Annotated in this window: 18 protein-coding genes; 6 read left to right on the top strand and 12 right to left on the bottom strand. The window is 62.7% G+C overall.

Features of this window, described 5'->3' with window-relative positions; all coding sequences use genetic code 11:
* The first annotated feature begins 4 nt into the window (after nucleotides 1–4).
* From KDD17_RS11940 to KDD17_RS11920, 5 genes are all read left to right on the top strand, one after another.
* Entirely contained in the window at nucleotides 5–721 is a 717-nt protein-coding gene (locus KDD17_RS11940) for an ATP12 family chaperone protein (protein ID WP_212703867.1), read from the top strand.
* A 195-nt stretch (nucleotides 722–916) separates the two neighbouring features.
* Nucleotides 917–1933: an amino acid ABC transporter substrate-binding protein gene (locus KDD17_RS11935; protein ID WP_212703866.1), complete on the top strand. Its 1017-nt coding sequence runs from the start codon at nucleotides 917–919 to the stop codon at nucleotides 1931–1933.
* A gap of 120 nt (nucleotides 1934–2053) precedes the next feature.
* A complete protein-coding gene (locus KDD17_RS11930; RefSeq protein WP_212703865.1) occupies nucleotides 2054–3292 on the top strand; it encodes an amino acid ABC transporter permease in 1239 nt (412 codons plus the stop codon).
* Between the two features lies 1 nt (nucleotide 3293).
* Nucleotides 3294–4592: an amino acid ABC transporter permease gene (locus tag KDD17_RS11925; protein WP_212703864.1), complete on the top strand. Its 1299-nt coding sequence runs from the start codon at nucleotides 3294–3296 to the stop codon at nucleotides 4590–4592.
* Nucleotides 4593–4603: 11 nt separating this feature from the next.
* Complete coding sequence (locus KDD17_RS11920) at nucleotides 4604–5371, top strand: amino acid ABC transporter ATP-binding protein (protein ID WP_212703863.1); 768 nt, start codon at nucleotides 4604–4606, stop codon at nucleotides 5369–5371.
* A gap of 30 nt (nucleotides 5372–5401) precedes the next feature.
* Here the strand turns inward: KDD17_RS11920 and KDD17_RS11915 are convergent, their stop codons facing one another.
* The 8 genes from KDD17_RS11915 to ttcA form a co-directional block, all read right to left on the bottom strand.
* The gene (locus KDD17_RS11915) at nucleotides 5402–5899 is read right to left on the bottom strand and encodes a SixA phosphatase family protein (protein WP_212703862.1); all 498 of its coding nucleotides are present in this window, start codon (nucleotides 5897–5899) and stop codon (nucleotides 5402–5404) included.
* A complete protein-coding gene (locus KDD17_RS11910; RefSeq protein ID WP_212703861.1) occupies nucleotides 5896–6525 on the bottom strand; it encodes a ferredoxin in 630 nt (209 codons plus the stop codon). Before KDD17_RS11910 ends, KDD17_RS11915 begins: the two co-directional genes overlap by 4 nt.
* Nucleotides 6522–7385, bottom strand: a complete 864-nt coding sequence (gene argB / locus KDD17_RS11905) for an acetylglutamate kinase (RefSeq protein WP_212703860.1) — start codon at nucleotides 7383–7385, stop codon at nucleotides 6522–6524. Before argB ends, KDD17_RS11910 begins: the two co-directional genes overlap by 4 nt.
* A 35-nt stretch (nucleotides 7386–7420) precedes the next feature.
* On the bottom strand, nucleotides 7421–8071 hold the full coding sequence (gene yihA / locus KDD17_RS11900; protein WP_212703859.1) for a ribosome biogenesis GTP-binding protein YihA/YsxC: 651 nt from the start codon (nucleotides 8069–8071) through the stop codon (nucleotides 7421–7423).
* The gene (locus KDD17_RS11895) at nucleotides 8071–8811 is read right to left on the bottom strand and encodes an MOSC domain-containing protein (RefSeq protein WP_212703858.1); all 741 of its coding nucleotides are present in this window, start codon (nucleotides 8809–8811) and stop codon (nucleotides 8071–8073) included. Before KDD17_RS11895 ends, yihA begins: the two co-directional genes overlap by 1 nt.
* Nucleotides 8808–10640 (bottom strand): membrane protein insertase YidC, encoded by a 1833-nt coding sequence (yidC, locus tag KDD17_RS11890; protein ID WP_212703857.1) that lies wholly within the window; start codon nucleotides 10638–10640, stop codon nucleotides 8808–8810. The genes KDD17_RS11895 and yidC overlap by 4 nt, the downstream gene beginning before the upstream one ends.
* Before the next feature lie 120 nt (nucleotides 10641–10760).
* Nucleotides 10761–12296 carry a GGDEF domain-containing phosphodiesterase gene (locus KDD17_RS11885; protein ID WP_254796787.1) on the bottom strand — a complete coding sequence of 512 codons (1536 nt, stop codon included), beginning with the start codon at nucleotides 12294–12296 and terminating at the stop codon, nucleotides 10761–10763.
* Between the two features lie 106 nt (nucleotides 12297–12402).
* Nucleotides 12403–13245 carry a tRNA 2-thiocytidine(32) synthetase TtcA gene (ttcA, locus tag KDD17_RS11880; RefSeq protein WP_212703855.1) on the bottom strand — a complete coding sequence of 281 codons (843 nt, stop codon included), beginning with the start codon at nucleotides 13243–13245 and terminating at the stop codon, nucleotides 12403–12405.
* 75 nt (nucleotides 13246–13320) lie between these two features.
* Between ttcA and KDD17_RS11875 the strand changes: the two genes are divergently transcribed.
* Entirely contained in the window at nucleotides 13321–13854 is a 534-nt protein-coding gene (locus KDD17_RS11875; protein WP_254796786.1) for a DUF3833 domain-containing protein, read from the top strand.
* Here KDD17_RS11875 and KDD17_RS11870 read toward each other — a convergent pair.
* The 4 genes from KDD17_RS11870 to rpmH are packed head-to-tail and all read right to left on the bottom strand — an operon-like array spanning nucleotide 13851 to nucleotide 15344.
* Complete coding sequence (locus tag KDD17_RS11870) at nucleotides 13851–14549, bottom strand: hypothetical protein (RefSeq protein WP_212703853.1); 699 nt, start codon at nucleotides 14547–14549, stop codon at nucleotides 13851–13853. The two genes, KDD17_RS11875 and KDD17_RS11870, sit on opposite strands and share 4 nt — an antisense overlap.
* Nucleotides 14549–14782: a membrane protein insertion efficiency factor YidD gene (gene yidD, locus KDD17_RS11865; protein WP_212703852.1), complete on the bottom strand. Its 234-nt coding sequence runs from the start codon at nucleotides 14780–14782 to the stop codon at nucleotides 14549–14551. The genes KDD17_RS11870 and yidD overlap by 1 nt, the downstream gene beginning before the upstream one ends.
* On the bottom strand, nucleotides 14779–15186 hold the full coding sequence (gene rnpA, locus KDD17_RS11860) for a ribonuclease P protein component (RefSeq protein ID WP_431358155.1): 408 nt from the start codon (nucleotides 15184–15186) through the stop codon (nucleotides 14779–14781). The genes yidD and rnpA overlap by 4 nt, the downstream gene beginning before the upstream one ends.
* 23 nt (nucleotides 15187–15209) lie before the next feature.
* Nucleotides 15210–15344 (bottom strand): 50S ribosomal protein L34, encoded by a 135-nt coding sequence (rpmH, locus tag KDD17_RS11855; RefSeq protein ID WP_005980833.1) that lies wholly within the window; start codon nucleotides 15342–15344, stop codon nucleotides 15210–15212.
* Nucleotides 15345–15596 lie beyond the last annotated feature (252 nt).

Genomic DNA, 15596 nt, shown 5'->3' with positions numbered 1-15596 from the left:
CGACATGAGCGACTGGAAAGCCAAACGCTTCTGGACCTCCTCCGCCGTGCTGCCCCGCGACGGCGGCTTTGGCATCGAACTGGACGGGCGGGCGGTGAAAACCCCGGCCAAGCGGGCGCTGCTGGTGCCGACAAGGAAGATGGCCGAGGCGATTGCCGCCGAGTGGGACGCGCAGGAAGATATCATCAATCCCAACACGATGCCGGTGACAAAAACGGCGAATTCAGCGATCGACAAGGTGGCGACGCAGCACGACGAAGTGGCCGATCTGCTCGCGGCCTACGGTGACAGCGATCTTCTGTGCTACCGTGCCGACAGCCCCGAGGGGCTGGTCGCGCGGCAGGCGGCGCAGTGGGATCCGATGCTCGATTGGGCGGCGGACACGCTTGGGGCACGGCTGCACCCCCGTGTCGGCATCATGCACGTCCCGCAGGACCCCGACACGCTCGCCAGACTGCGCGCACGCACCCATGCGTTGGACGACTTTGAACTTGCGGCGTTTCATGACCTCGTGAGCCTGTCCGGCTCGCTTGTGCTGGGATTTGCCGCAGCACTTGACGCGCGGGATGCGGACGCGCTCTGGACGCTGTCGCGTCTGGACGAGATCTGGCAGGAAGAACAATGGGGTGAGGACGAAGAGGCGACCGAGATGGCCGCCGTCAAACGCGACGCCTTTTTGCACGCAAAACGCATGTTTGATCTGGCGCGCGCGCGCCAGTGACCATTCCGTGTGCTTTACCCAGGGTCAAACCGTCCCGAGTGCCGGTTTTTCGGGCAGCGGCCCTTGACCTCTTTGCGGGAATCCGCCCAAGGTAAGCGCCACTATGCGGGGTGACCCGCACGGTATCGCCGCCGGTGCGCAAAGCATCGGCTACCCTCCACCTCAAACATGGTGGAAAATCAGGAAGAGGTAACAATGAAAAAATCATATATTCTTGGCGCACTGACCGTCGCAGGTCTGTCCGCCAGTGCAGCAGCAGCTGCCACGCTTGACGACGTTAAAGCGCGCGGCACACTGAACTGCGGCGTGACCACCGGTCTGGTCGGTTTTGCCGCGCCTGACGCAAACGGTGAATGGAAAGGCTTCGACGTCGCAGTCTGCCGCGCGGTCGCCGCTGCGGTTCTGGGCGACCCGAACGCCGTTGAATTCGTGCCCACAACCGGCAAGACACGCTTTACCGCGCTGGCGTCCGGCGAAATCGACATGCTGGCCCGTAACACCACATGGACATTCTCGCGCGACAACGATCTGAAGTTCGAATTTACCGGCGTGAACTACTACGACGGTCAGGGCTTCATGGTTCCCAAAGAGCTGGGCGTGTCCTCGGCCAAGGATCTGGATGGTGCGACCGTCTGCATCCAGACCGGCACAACGACCGAGCTGAACCTCGCGGACTTCTTCCGCGCCAACAACATCAGCTATGAGCCCGTCCCGATCGAGACAAACGCCGAAGCGCAGCAGCAGTACCTTGCCGGTGCCTGCGACGTCTACACGACGGATGCCTCCGGTCTGGCCGCGACACGCGCGACCTTCGAGAACCCCGGCGATCACACGCTGCTGCCCGAAATCGTATCCAAAGAGCCGCTGGGCCCACTGGTCCGTCACGGTGACAACGAGTGGGGCGACATCGTGCGCTGGACACTCAACGCGCTGATCACAGCCGAAGAGCTGGGCGTGTCCTCCGTCAACGTCGGCGAGATGGCCACCAACACCAACAACCCCGAAGTCGCCCGCCTGCTGGGCACCGAAGGCGATCTGGGTGCAATGCTGGGTCTGGACGCGGATTGGGCCAAGCGCGCAATCGAAACCCAAGGCAACTACGGCGAAATCTTTGCCCAGAACATCGGCGAAGAAACCCCAATCGGTCTGGCGCGTGGTCTGAACGCGCAGTGGACCGACGGCGGCCTGCTCTACAGCCCACCGTTCCGCTAAGAACTCTGCCGGAGGGCGCGGATCGTTCCGCGCCCTTCGCGCATCTGACGATCAGACAATCGACCCGGCACCAGACGCGAAAACGCGCATTTCAAGGGCCGGGCACACGGGGAACATTTCATGTCGACAACAACGGACCCTCAACAGGGCGCGTTCCGGCTGTCCATGCTGTTGAACGATACGCGCTACCGGTCGGCGACCTTGCAGGTCATTGCCGCGATCGTACTCGCGTTGACGCTGTTTTACCTTTATTCCAACCTCGCTGCGAACCTGCGCCAGGCAGGTCTGAACATTGCGTTCGACTTTCTGGGCGCCCCGGCGGGGTATGACATCAACCAGACGCTCATCGACTACAACAGCCAGTCCACGAACTTTCGCGCGGCGATCGTCGGGATCCTGAACACGCTGCTGGTCGCCTTCCTTGCCTGTATCACCGCGACCGTTTTTGGCGTGATCGCGGGGGTGCTGCGCCTGTCGAACAACTGGCTCGTGCGCAAGCTTATGGCCTTCTACGTCGAGATTTTTCGCAACATTCCGGTCCTGATCTGGATCATCATCATCTTTACCATCATGATCGCCGTGATGCCGGGCCCGAGGGCCTTCCGTGGCGATGATCCCGACGCACGCATGATCCTCGACCTCTTTGCTTTCACCAATCGCGGGGTCTACGTCCCCGGTCCGTTCTTTACGCGCGGTATTGGCGGTGCGGACGGCAGCTGGGTCAACTGGGCGCTGGTGATTGCCACCCTGATTGGCTCGTTCTTTGCCACACGCGCCGTCACCGCACGCGCCAATGCCACGCAAGCGGCCACGGGAATCCGGCCCAACACGCTTTGGATAAACCTCGCGCTGTGGTTCGTGCCGGTGATCGTGGTGCTTTTCATCCTTGGCCTGTCGTGGGACATCCCTGCGCTCAAGGGCTTCAACTTTGCCGGTGGGCTCAAGATCGGTGGCCCGCTGATTGCACTGTGGTTCGCGCTGTCGATCTACACCGGCGCCTTTATCGCCGAGAACGTGCGCGCGGGCATCCTCGCTGTGTCCAAGGGCCAGACAGAGGCCGCGTCGGCGCTGGGCCTGCGCCCCGGCCGGGTGATGAACCTGGTGGTGCTGCCGCAAGCGATGCGAGTCATCATCCCGCCGCTGATCTCGCAGTATCTCAACATAACCAAGAACTCGTCGCTGGCGATTGCCGTGGGATACGCGGATATCACCGCGACACTGGGCGGGATCACCCTGAACCAGACGGGCCGCGCGATTGAATGCGTGCTGCTGCTGATGGCCTTCTACCTGATCATCTCGCTGCTGATCTCGGCCTTCATGAACGTCTACAACAACGCCGTTAAGCTGAAGGAGCGCTGAGATGAGCGATACACACGCACAATCCGTCGCCTTCGTCCGCAAGACATCCATCCCTCCCGCGCCCGCCCCTTCAAACGCGGCAGGGCCGGTAAAATGGATGCGCGAGAACCTGTTTGCCACAGTACCGAACGCGATCCTGACCATCGTGTCGATCTACGTGATCTACCTGATCCTCGCGGCCACGCTGCCGTGGATCCTGAACGGCGTCTGGACCACGTCGAGCCTCGCTGAATGCCGCGAGGTGTTGCAGGGAACAACGGGCGCCTGTTTCTCGGTTCTGACGGAACGCTGGAACCAGCTTCTTTTTGGCTTCACCTATCCATCGGATCAATACTGGCGCGTACTGGTCGCCTTTGTACTGATGCTGGTGGCGCTGGCACCGGTCCTGTTCTTTGATTTGCCGCGCAAGCTGCTGATCATCACCGGGCTGTTTCCCTTTGCCGCCTATTGGTTGATCTGGGGCGGCACGATCTTTGTACCGATCGTGGCCCTGCTTGGCGTGTTGGTCGGCTATCTTGTCTACGCCCGGTTTGTCGCGCAGAACTTTGCGCTGGGATTTTTCGGCGGGATCGCGGCGGCGCTGGTGTTTTGGTATCTCGCCGGGTTCGTGCTGCCGTACATCACGCCCGAGGATCCGTTCCTGTTGGCGATCCCCTCGCGGGATCTGGGCGGCTACATGCTCAACATGATGCTGGGGCTGACCTGTGTATCGCTGTCGCTGCCCATCGGGATTGCGCTGGCGTTGGGGCGGCAAAGCTCGATGCCGCTGATCAAATGGATCTGCATCATCTTCATCGAATTCATCCGTGGCGTGCCGCTGATCACGCTGCTGTTCGTAGCGAACGTGATGCTGGCCTATTTCTTCCCGCCCGGCTCCGGCGTGGATCTGTTCCTGCGGGTGGTGATCATGATCACCATGTTCTCTTCGGCCTATATCGCCGAGGTGATCCGCGGCGGGCTGGCCGCGCTGCCAAAGGGGCAGTACGAGGCCGCCGACAGCCTTGGCCTTGATTACCCGCAGGCGATGCGGCTGATCATCCTGCCGCAGGCGTTGAAGATCTCAATTCCCGGTATCGTCAACATCGCCGTGGGGCTCTTCAAGGATACCACGCTGGTCTCGGTCATCTCGATGTTCGACATCCTCGGCATGATCCGGGGTCCGATCCTCGCCTCAACCGAATGGAACGGCGTCTACTGGGAGCTTTTGGGCTTTGCCTGCGTCGTCTTCTTTGTCGTTTGCTACGGCATCTCACAATATTCGCAGTGGCTTGAACGCCGCCTTGCGACAGATCACAGATAGGAGGCCGCGCAATGGCTGAAACCGCACAAATGAAAGTCTCCGACGAAGTCGCGATCGACATCACTAAGATGAACAAATGGTACGGCGCGTTCCACGTGCTGCGCGACATTGATCTGACCGTCTACCGGGGCGAACGCATCGTGATCTGTGGGCCGTCGGGCTCGGGTAAATCGACGCTGATCCGCTGCATCAACGCGCTCGAAGAGCATCAGCAAGGCTCGATCACCGTGGATGGCACGCTGCTGTCGTCGGATCTGAAAAACATCGACAAGATCCGATCCGAAGTCGGCATGTGCTTTCAGCACTTCAACCTCTTCCCGCATCTGTCGATCCTTGAGAACCTGACGCTGGCGCCGATCTGGGTGCGCAAGACGCCCAAGAAGGAAGCCGAAGAGGTGGCGATGCACTACCTCGAAAAGGTCAAGATCCCCGATCAGGCCAACAAATACCCCGGCCAGCTCTCAGGCGGCCAGCAGCAGCGTGTGGCGATTGCGCGCTCACTGTGCATGAAGCCGCGCATCATGCTGTTCGATGAGCCGACGTCGGCGCTTGACCCCGAGATGATCAAGGAAGTGCTCGACACGATGATCGAGCTGGCCGAGGAAGGCATGACCATGCTCTGCGTCACCCACGAGATGGGCTTTGCCCGTCAGGTCGCCAACCGTGTGATTTTCATGGATGAGGGCCAGATCGTCGAGCAGAATGAGCCCGAGGCGTTCTTCAACAACCCGCAGAGCCCGCGCACGCAGTTGTTCCTCAGCCAGATCCTGGGTCACTGAATTGGCAAGGGCGGAGGGAAACCTCCGCCCTTAGTCCGTCAGCTCGCGTGGCACGATGAACTGTTGTGGCGTGCCGGTGCCGGGCGTCAGCACCGCCCATTCTGTGATATCAAAGCGCGCCACCAGCGTGGCACAGGTCGGAAAGCGATGAAAATCGGGATGTTGCGGGGCCGTTTCCAGCAGCGTCTCGGCAAAAGCGGCGCTGCCGGGATTGTGGCCCAGCATCAGCACGCTGTCGCCTTCGGCTGCCTGAAGCATCGCGAGCATAACCATCGGTTCCGCGAGGTAGAGATCGCGGGTCACGGTGATCTGCGGCTTGCCGGGCAGGGAAAGCCGCTCCAGCGTCTCCTGCGTGCGCGTTGCCGCCGAACACAGAACCGCATCCGGGGTAAAGCCCCCTTCGCGAAGCCATGCGCCAACCGCCGCCGCACTTTTGCGGCCCCGCGCGTTCAGCGGTCTTGCGATGTCGCTACCCGACCCGGCGGACCAGTCGGATTTTGCGTGCCGCATCAGGATCAGCTGTTTCACGACATCTCTCCGATGAAATAGCGCATGTGATGCGCGGATTGGGCCTGCGGCCTGTCAAACGATTGCGAAATGGGGCAGGCGCGGCGCACGAGGCAGCCATTGAGGCATTCGGCCCCTTCTGGCGTCGCCAGATGCGCCTTGCAGCGCGGAACGTCGTAGAAATGATCGGGCGAGAGCGCGCCGACGGGGCAGGCGGTTTCACACGGTCTGGCGCAGGGATCGCAGGGTGAGGGGGACGCGGGCGGGGCGAGCGGCAGTTCCCGATCCCAGATCAACGCGCCGCGGTAGGAAATCATCAGCCCCGCGCGGGTGTGTACGAGCATGCCGGTGGGGCTTGAGAACGCCTCACGCGTGGCCTTGGCCCATGAGATGTATGGCGCAAAGGGCGGGCCACCGAAGGGAAATTCGTGGCCATCTGCCCCGGCACCGCGCGCGAGTTCCGGAATTACGCGCGTGGACCAGCGGTCGATGGGGTCTGGCCCGCCATCCAGCGCCTCTGCGCTGTCTGAAAAGGCCTCCCAAAACCCTGTATCTGCGCCGATCAGCGCAATCGTGCGCCCATTCTCGTGCAGCGCGCCCATGGGCATCAACCCATGCGGCGCACACAGGGGGGCAAGGTCGATCATGCCGACCGGATGATGGAACCGGCTCCGTGTTCGGTAAACAGCTCCAGCAGGCAGGCGTGCGGCGCGCGACCATCGAGGATGACGCTGGCGCGCACCCCGGCCTCCAGCGCATCAAGCGCGGTCTGCGTCTTGGGGATCATCCCGCCCGCGATCACGCCCTCGGCGGTCATCTGCTGGATTTGCGCCGCCGTCAGATCGGTCAGTAGCGCGCCGCCGGCGTCCTTGACCCCCGACACATCCGTGAGCAGCAGCAGCCTGTCGGCCTTGAGCGCGGACGCAATCGCCCCTGCCGCCGTATCGCCGTTGATGTTGTAGGTCTCGCCACCGCGCCCCATGCCGAGGGGCGCGATCACAGGGATCAGCTCCTTATCCGCAAGATCGAGCAGCAGGCGGGGGTTCACCGTTGTGGGCTTGCCCACCAGACCCAGCGCCGGATCCTCGGCCTCGCACATGATCAGGCCGCTGTCCTTGCCCGAGACACCAACGGCGCGCCCGCCCTGGGCGGTGATCGCCTGCACGATGCGCGCGTTTACCAGCCCCGACAGCACCATTTCGACCACTTCCATGGTCGCGGCATCCGTCACGCGTTTGCCGTTCACAAAATCCGATTTGATATCCAGCCGGTCGAGCATCTTGTTGATCATCGGCCCGCCGCCGTGCACGATCACCGGGTTAACGCCCACCTGCCGCATCAGCACCACGTCGCTGGCGAATTCGGCCATCGCCTCGTCGCTGCCCATGGCGTGACCGCCCAGCTTGATCACCACCGTCGCGTCGTTGTAGCGCTGCATGAAGGGGAGCGCCTGCGCAAGCGTGGTCGCCGTGGATGCCCAATCGCGGTTCATGTCCTGATGTCTCATTGTCTGTTTCCCGAAGCTCGCGCGATCATAGGCGCTTATTCGAGGGTGGCAATGATGGCGCGCAGCGTGGGGATGCCCCACCCTTTTTCCGAGGAGGTCACGATCAGCTCGGGGTAGGCGGCGGGGTGTTTGCTGAGCGCGCCGCGGATCTGGTCGAGGATCTTCTCGCGGTCCTTTTCCTTGACCTTGTCGGCCTTGGTCACGACCACCTGAAATGTCACCGCCGCGCTGTCGAGCAGGCTGAGGATCTCGTCGTCGACCTTTTTCACGCCGTGGCGCGCGTCGATCAGAACAAAGGCGCGGCGCAGGGTCTGGCGACCTTGCAGGAATTGCTTGAGCAGGCGCTGCCATTTTTCGACCACGGGCAGCGGCGCGTTGGCGTAGCCATAGCCGGGCAGGTCCACGAGATACAGATCGTCGCCGGCGGTGAAATAGTTGATCTCCTGGGTGCGGCCGGGCGTGTTGGACGCGCGTGCCAGACCCTTGCGACCCGTCAGCGCGTTGATCAGCGAGGATTTCCCGACGTTCGACCGCCCGGCAAAGCACACTTCGAGCCGGTCAGCATCGGGCAGGCCCGACATGGCGACAACGCCTTTGACAAACTCGGTCTCGCCCGCGAACAACAGGCGGCCCTGTTCGGCGGTCTGCGCGTCGGGTTCATCGGCAACGGGGAAGGGTAGGTGCATCAGATCAGCTCCAATCGGTCGCCAAGGACGATATCACCGCCTTCGACCACGGTGGCGTAGATGCCGAAATCCTGATGGTCGAGCATTCGCAAGGCCGCAAGCGTATCGACGTCGCGCGCGCCGGTCTGCGTGTTGACCGTGGTTGCCTTGCAGCGCGTGATCCGTTCTTCGATCCGCAGGCGCGCGGTACCCAGCCGGGCGTCACGACCGATCCAATCGAATTCTTCCCACGCGGCGGGCCCCTCGATCCAGATGTTGCCGCGCCAGCGTTCGGGCTGAAGGGGCGCCATGGCGAGGGATTCCACCGCCGCGTGCGAGGCCGTGTTGCAGATCGAGATCGAGGCGAAAGGCGTATCGGTATAGCCGCGCCCCTCCAACCGCATGACGCGGTCAGGTCGCCCGCGCTGCGGATCGCACAGGGGCCTCACCCAGTCGAGCAGGGCCGCGCTGTCCCGTTCGGGGTGCAGGGTGATGTCCGGCAGATCGGGGTGTCGCAGGGTGATCTCTTCCGATGCCGGGTCAAGTGTGGCGTCGATTGCCATCAGGCCGGCCGTCCTGGCGCCGCGATTGAAATTGGCGCAGGGCGCCCATTCCCCCGATTGCGCCTTTGCGGAGTCGTGTGCCACGGCCCAGAGCCTGTCGAAGGGCATCGCCTGCCCCTTGATCAGCGTCACGCGGTCCAGCGCCTCGCGCCCGTGCGCCTTGATCGGGTGGCGCCAGAGGGCGGTGACATGGCTCACTTTTTGGCTTCCGCCTTTTCCCCGGTCTTCTTGCGTTTGAAGCTGCTGGTGATGTTGCCCAACAGGTCCGGTTTATAGCCTTGGCTGCGCATGATCAGGTACTGCTGCGTGAAGGTGATCGTGTTGTTGGCGATCCAGTAGACGACCAGCCCGCTGGCAAAGCTGCCGAGCATGAACATGAACACCCAGGGCATCCAGGCAAAGATCATCTGCTGCGTCGGATCGGTGGGCGCCGGGTTCAGCTTTTGCTGCAGCCACATCGAAATGCCCAGCAACAGCGGCAGGATCCCGATAAAGATCAGCGCCATGATCGTGCCCGGTTCTGGCGAGGCGAAGGGCAGCAGCCCGTAGAGGTTGAAGATCGACGTTGGGTCGGGCGCGCTGAGGTCCTGGAAGGGGCCAAAGAACGGCGCGTGGCGCAGCTCAATCGTGACAAAGATCACCTTGTAGAGCGAGAAGAAGATCGGGATCTGCAGCAGGATCGGCAAACAGCCCGCGGCGGGATTCACCTTTTCCTTCTTGTAGAGCTCCATCATGCCTTGTTGCATCTTCTGGCGATCGTCGCCGGCCTGCTCCTTGAGCTTCTCCATCTTGGGCTGAAGCTCTTTCATCTTGGCCATCGAGACGTAGGATTTATAGGCCAGCGGGAACAAAAGCGCCTTGATGAACAGCGTCAGCGCGATGATCGCTATCCCCATGTTGCCGATCAGGATGTTGAACTGGTGCAGCAGCCAGAAAATCGGTTTGGTCAGGAAGGCGAACCACCCCCAGTCAATCGCGTCGATGAAGTTATAAACGCCCTGATCTTCGTACTGACGCAGCACTTCCCATTCCTTTGCCCCGGCAAAGAACTGCGTCTGCGCCGTGATCGTCTCGCCTGCGGCGACGGTCTGCACGGGCATGACGGCTTCGGTCTGGTAGATATCGCGCCGCTCGTCGTATTTGGCGACGGATTTGAAGGGCGATCCTTGCGTGGGGATCAGAACGCTCATCCAATAGTGGTCGGTAAATCCGATCCAGCCATTTTCGGTGATGTTGTTCTCTTCGGTGCGGGCGCCGGCGCGTTGGTTGAACGCAAATTCCGGCATATCATCCCAATTGGTCTCCGAATACTCGCCGTCGGCCATGGCCACGACGCCCTCGTGCAGGATGAAGAAATTCTTGAGATCCGTTGGTTCGCCGTGGCGGGCCAGAATGCTGTAGGGCGCGATGGAGGCCGCGGCCTCGCCGGTATTCTTGACCGTCTGGATGATCGTGAACATATACGCATCATCAACCGAGATTTCCTTGCTGAACAGCAAGCCCGCCCCGTTGTCCCACGACAGGGTGATCGGGCTGTCGACGCCAAGGGTTTCGCCGCTGCTCAGGGTCCATTCGGTGTTGGGCCCGGGGACCGCGTCGGCGGCCACGCCGGACGCGGCGGCCCAGCCGTGCAGCGCGTATTGTGCGTCGGGCTGCCCAACGGGCGCGAGCACCTCGACGATTGGCGCGTCGTCCTCAAGGCTTTCGCGGTAGTCTTTCAGGAACAATTCGTCGATCCGTCCGCCCAGCAATGAGATCGAACCGGTCAGCAGATCGGTTTCAATGGCGACACGGGGCGCGGTTTCGATGGCTGCGGGGGCCGCGTCGGCGGCTTGCGTTGTGGCGGGCGTGCCCGCGGGCGGGGTGGCTGTGGGCGGGGCGAGCGTGTCGCCCTGCGGCGTCAACTCGGTGCTTGTCGCATCCAGCGGCGTGTCGGGTTCGGGGGGAGGGAACAGCACGAACCACACGAGAATGACCACAAAGCTGAGCGCCGTTGCGATGATGAGATTCTTGTTTTGATCGTCCATTGCGCGCCGTCACCTGCTGACTGAAACATGTCCGCCGGGTACACAACCTAGACACGGAAAGGTCAAGCGGATTCGGGCCGCTGGGAACCTGCGGCACCTGTGAAATAGCCGGTTTCGCGCCTATTTCTGCTGGCGTTGCACGATCTGCGGCACGTCGTGCAGCTTCGCCGTATGCTGCGCGATCCAGGCGGCGGTCTGGTCAAAAGGCATCGGGCGGGCGATGCCGAAACCCTGCACATGGTGGCAGCCAAGCTGGGCGAGCAGCGCGTGCTCACCTGCGGTCTCCACCCCTTCGGCGAGGGTTTCGAGATCCAGCCGCTCGGCCATTGTCAGCATCGCGCCGATGAGACGTTGCTGTTCGGGGTCACGATCTGCCCGGCTGACAAAGCTGCGGTCGATCTTGAGGCGCCGGATTTTGAAGCGTCGCACTGCAAGGAAAGACGCATTGCCGGTGCCAAAGTCATCCAGATCGATGCCGCATCCCATCTCTTCGAGCTTTTTTATGTTGCGCGCGACCATATCGTCAGGCGCGCTCGCCACGACTGTTTCCAGCACCTCGACGGTAAGCCTTTCCGGTGTGAGCTCGAACCGGTCGAGATCCCACTCGATCTTTTCGAGAAGTTGCGGATTGCCAAGGTCGCTGCCCGAAAAGTTCACCCCGACGCTTGGCACATCGAGGCCTGATCTATCCCATGATTTCAGCGATTTGAGGCTGTGATGCATCATGACTTCGGCAAGGCGGTCCAGCAGATTGTTCTCCTCCAGTAACGGAAGGAACTCCGCCGGGCTCAGCACGCCGCGGGTCGGATGTACCCAGCGCGCCAGCGCTTCAAAGCCGGAGATGCGGCCGGTTTCCGTCGAGAGCTGTGGCTGGAACCAGGGCAGGATTTCCCCATTGCCAAGCGCGGCCTCCACCTCGTCCTTCAGTTCGGTTTTCGGGCTGGCCTGCCGCGTCCGTTGACCGGTAAAGGCGCGCATGGCCGAGCCGCCACGCTCGCGCGCCTGCTGCAGCGCGTCCTGGGTGGCGTTCAGCCAGGCGGTGCCGTCCGTGCCGGGCGCACGGCTCGCCTGACACAGACCGACGCTTGCACCGGGATAGATCACGGTTCCGTCGACGGCAATCGCATCCTCCGCCGCAGCCTGAAGGCGCACGGCCATCTGGATACACATCTCAAGCGAATGCTGTGCCAGCGGGGCGGCGCAGATCGCAAAGGTTCCCTTGTCCAGCCGTCCGACAAGGTCACCGGCGCGCACCGCGCCGATCAGGCGGTCCGACACCCGGTCGATCACGTGATCGCAGGCCGCGGCACCATGCTGGCTGATCAGGTCCTGCAGCTGATCAATCTCGATCAGATAGAGACATCCGGATTGACCGGACTCCGTGATCTGCTTGCGCCGCTCTGCGACGCCGTCCTCGAATTGTGCGCGGCCCAGCGGAACCTGTATCGCGCCTCGCCGCGCGCCATCCTTCCGGCCGGTAGCGGTGAGCAGATAGAATACCGGCAGCAGCGCCGCCACGACGAGCAACGCGCCCTCGCCCCCGAACCAGAAGGCCGCAAGCGACAATGCCGGCACAAAGGCAAGCGCCGGCGGACCTGTCAGAACCTCGAAAATGCGTTTGCGCAACGCGCGCGGCTTGTAACCCGTGAAATTCACAGCGCCCCTCCAGACCGGGGCATCCCCACGTGCGCCGGTCATGCTACTCTACGGGGAACATCCGTCCCAGAGGTTAACAGTTCACGAATTTTGGGGCGTATTTTACCTAATTTTTAGGATCCAGCGAAAGTCCGGCAAAATCAAAGAGGTCTGGGTCCAGCAAATGCGAGGGCCGGGCGTTCGTCAAAGCCTTGAACATTACCTGGCGCCGTCCGGGACTGTTGGCTTCCCACCCGTCCAGAATTGCCTTGACCTGCTGGCGTTGCAGCCCGTCCTGGCTGCCGCACAGATCGCACGGGATGATGGGATATTTCATCGCGGTGGCGAATCTTTCGCAATCGGCCTCTGCGACATGGGCGAGCGGGCGGTACACGAACAAATCGCCTTCTTCGTTGACCAGCTTGGGCGGCATCGTCGCCAACCGTCCTCCGTGAAAGAGATTCATGAAGAATGTCTCGAGGATGTCATCGCGGTGATGGCCGAGCACGACAGCCGAACATCCCTCCTCGCGCGCGATCCGGTACAGATTGCCGCGCCGCAGTCGCGAGCACAGCGCGCAAAAGGTGCGCCCGGCGGGTATTTTGTCCATCACGATGGAATAGGTGTCCTGATATTCGATCCGGTGCGGCACGCCCATACGCTCCAGAAATTCCGGCAGCACGGTTGCCGGAAACCCCGGCTGGCCCTGATCGAGATTGCAGGCCAGCAGATCGACGGGCAGCAACCCGCGCCATTGCAACTCGTGCAGAACGGCGAGCAGGGTATAGCTGTCCTTGCCGCCCGACAGGCACACCAGCCAACGCGGTTTGGGTCCGCCATCGGGCACCATGCCGTATTGCTCGATCGCCTCGCGGGTCTGGCGCACGAGGCGCTTGCGCAGCTTTTTGAATTCAGTCGTCTGGGGGGCGCCCTTAAACAGGGCGTGGATCTCATCGGGCTGGTCGAGCATGTCGGATCTCCGGGCAACGGTTGATTTTCCCTAGCGCAGCTTAGCTTTGGGGGGAAGCCTTTGGGAGTGATGAGTATGCGGGTCTGGTTGGGTGTGGCGATACTGGCGTTGGCGGGGTGCGTAGGCAAACCCGCGCTCGACGACGCCAAGCTGTCGGAACGGGATTTCGATCTGGAGCGGTATTTTGACGGCCACATCGCCGCCAAGGGGCAGTTTCAGGATGTGTTCGGCACTGTGCGTCGCCGGTTTGATGTGGATATTCAGGGCCGCTGGGACGGGGAGACGCTGACGCTCATCGAGGATTTCGCCTACGCCGATGGCTCCACCGAGCAGCGGATCTGGCGGCTGAAAAAGACCGGACCGATCACCGCGGATCAGGCGTGGGAAGGCACCGCAGCCGGTGTGATCGGCACCGCCCGCGGGCAGGAGCGGGGCGATACCTTCAACTGGACCTACCGCATCGACCTTCCGGTGCCAGACGGCACGCTGCGCGTCGATTTCAACGACTGGATGTGGGATCTGGGCGGCGGCACCGTGCTGAATCGTGCCTACATGAAGAAATACGGCGTCGATATCGGTGAGGTCATCATCACCTTCGAAAAGCCCTAGTCGAGGGGGATCGGTATTTCGCTCAGGATCTCTCCGGTATCCGGGGCGATGATAAGGGCGGTGTAGCTCCCCCGCTCTTTCACGATTGCGCGCATTTCGGTGGGCGTCGCGTCCAGCGCGGTGATCGCGCTGAGGCCGCCACGGACGCGCACAGGCGCGGTCCAGTCGCGCGTAGTGATGTAGAGCGCCTGCGTGTCAGACGCCGACAGGCGACCGTCGCCGGAGCTGTCGGTTTCAACCACGCTCAACACGATCCCGAGGGGTCGGTTGCGGCTGTCCGGGGCATAGATCTGCCGCGTATCGAGGATCAGCCGGGCGCCAGCGCCAAAGAGGGCGCGGCTTTGCCCGGTTTGCGTATCCAGGATGCGGTAATCGACGGTATTGCCACTGCTGCCTTTCGAGATGCCGCGGTGCGCAAGGGTCTGCGAGACGATGATCGGCACCGCGATGTGGCGCTGGCCGGTGGGGCCAAAGGGGGCACCGATGCGGCGCGTCTCCGGCGGTGTCTCGGCCACGGTCTCGCCGGCGGGCAGTGCCGGATCAACGGCCAGAGTGTTCGTCACATTGCGCGGAAAGAAGGCGCGGCGCAGATCCCGCAGCACCTCGTCCGCAAGCAACGCGAGGATCAGCGTGACCCCTGCGGCGATGGCCAAGCCATTAAAGCGCCAGAGCCATTTGAAAAACCCACGTTCCATCAGCGCTCCTTGCGTTCGGGGACGGGATCGTATCCGTCCGCGCCCCAGGGATGGCACCGCCCGATGCGCCGCGCGGCAAGCAGGCTGCCACGCAGAGCGCCGTGTTTCGCCAGCGCTTCCATCGCGTAGGCAGAACAGGTGGGCTGGTAGCGACAGTGAAATCCGACCCAGGGGCTGAAGATAAGCCGGTAGGCGCGGATCGGGAGGGCCAGAAGATGGGCCAGCGGGCTCACCCCTTGCGCCCGTGCAGCGTGTCGAGCGCCCGGTCGAGATCGGCAAGCATCTGGTGCATGGGGCGCGCCGCCGTTTCGTCGCGCCGCCCGATAAAGATGTAATCGTGGCCGGGCAGGGCGCGCAGGGGCAGCCGCATCCGCGCGATCTCGCGCAAGCGCCGCTTGGCCCGGTTGCGGGCGACGGCGTTGCCGACTTTTTTGGAGCATGTAAACCCGACGCGGGCCGGGCCCTCCGGCGCCGTGGGAGACATTTGCAGCACGAATGCGGGTGTCGACACGCGCGGGGCGCGGTTGGCGCGCTGAAAATCGCGCCGCTGCGTCACAGTCGGCAGCGGACACGCGGAAACCGCCGCAGGCGCTGCGCTCTCCGATCTGTCGGGGGCGGGCGTCTGCGGCGGTTTCAGCATGTCGGGACAATCGGCGGCGCTTAAGCGCTCAGCGATTTCCGGCCACGGGCGCGGCGCGCGTTCAGGATCTTGCGACCTGCTTTTGTCGCCATACGGGCACGAAAGCCGTGGCGGCGCTTGCGAACAAGGTTCGAGGGTTGGTAGGTGCGTTTCATCGCTCCGTCTCCGTCAATGCTGGGTCGGGGCCGCGGATTCGCGGGCCTTTGGGTCAATTCAGACCTGCCCTCTAAAGAGGATATGGGGGCAAGTCAAACCCCCGCCCGGCCAATTTGACCCATTCCTGCAATAAAATCCGCGCGGCAGGGCTGGGTTATGTTTCAATCCGTGACATATTCAGCCGAAAGGCGGCGATGGCGCACACTTCCGATCAAGCGCCCGTGAGGCGCCTGTCGCCGCAGGGCCAAAGG

It is taken from the genome of Sulfitobacter albidus (genome assembly GCF_018200035.1).
In the GTDB taxonomy this organism is placed as follows: Bacteria; Pseudomonadota; Alphaproteobacteria; order Rhodobacterales; family Rhodobacteraceae; genus Sulfitobacter; species Sulfitobacter albidus.
Note: the sequence above shows the minus strand (reverse complement) of the source record. Positions and strands in the feature narration are given on the sequence as shown.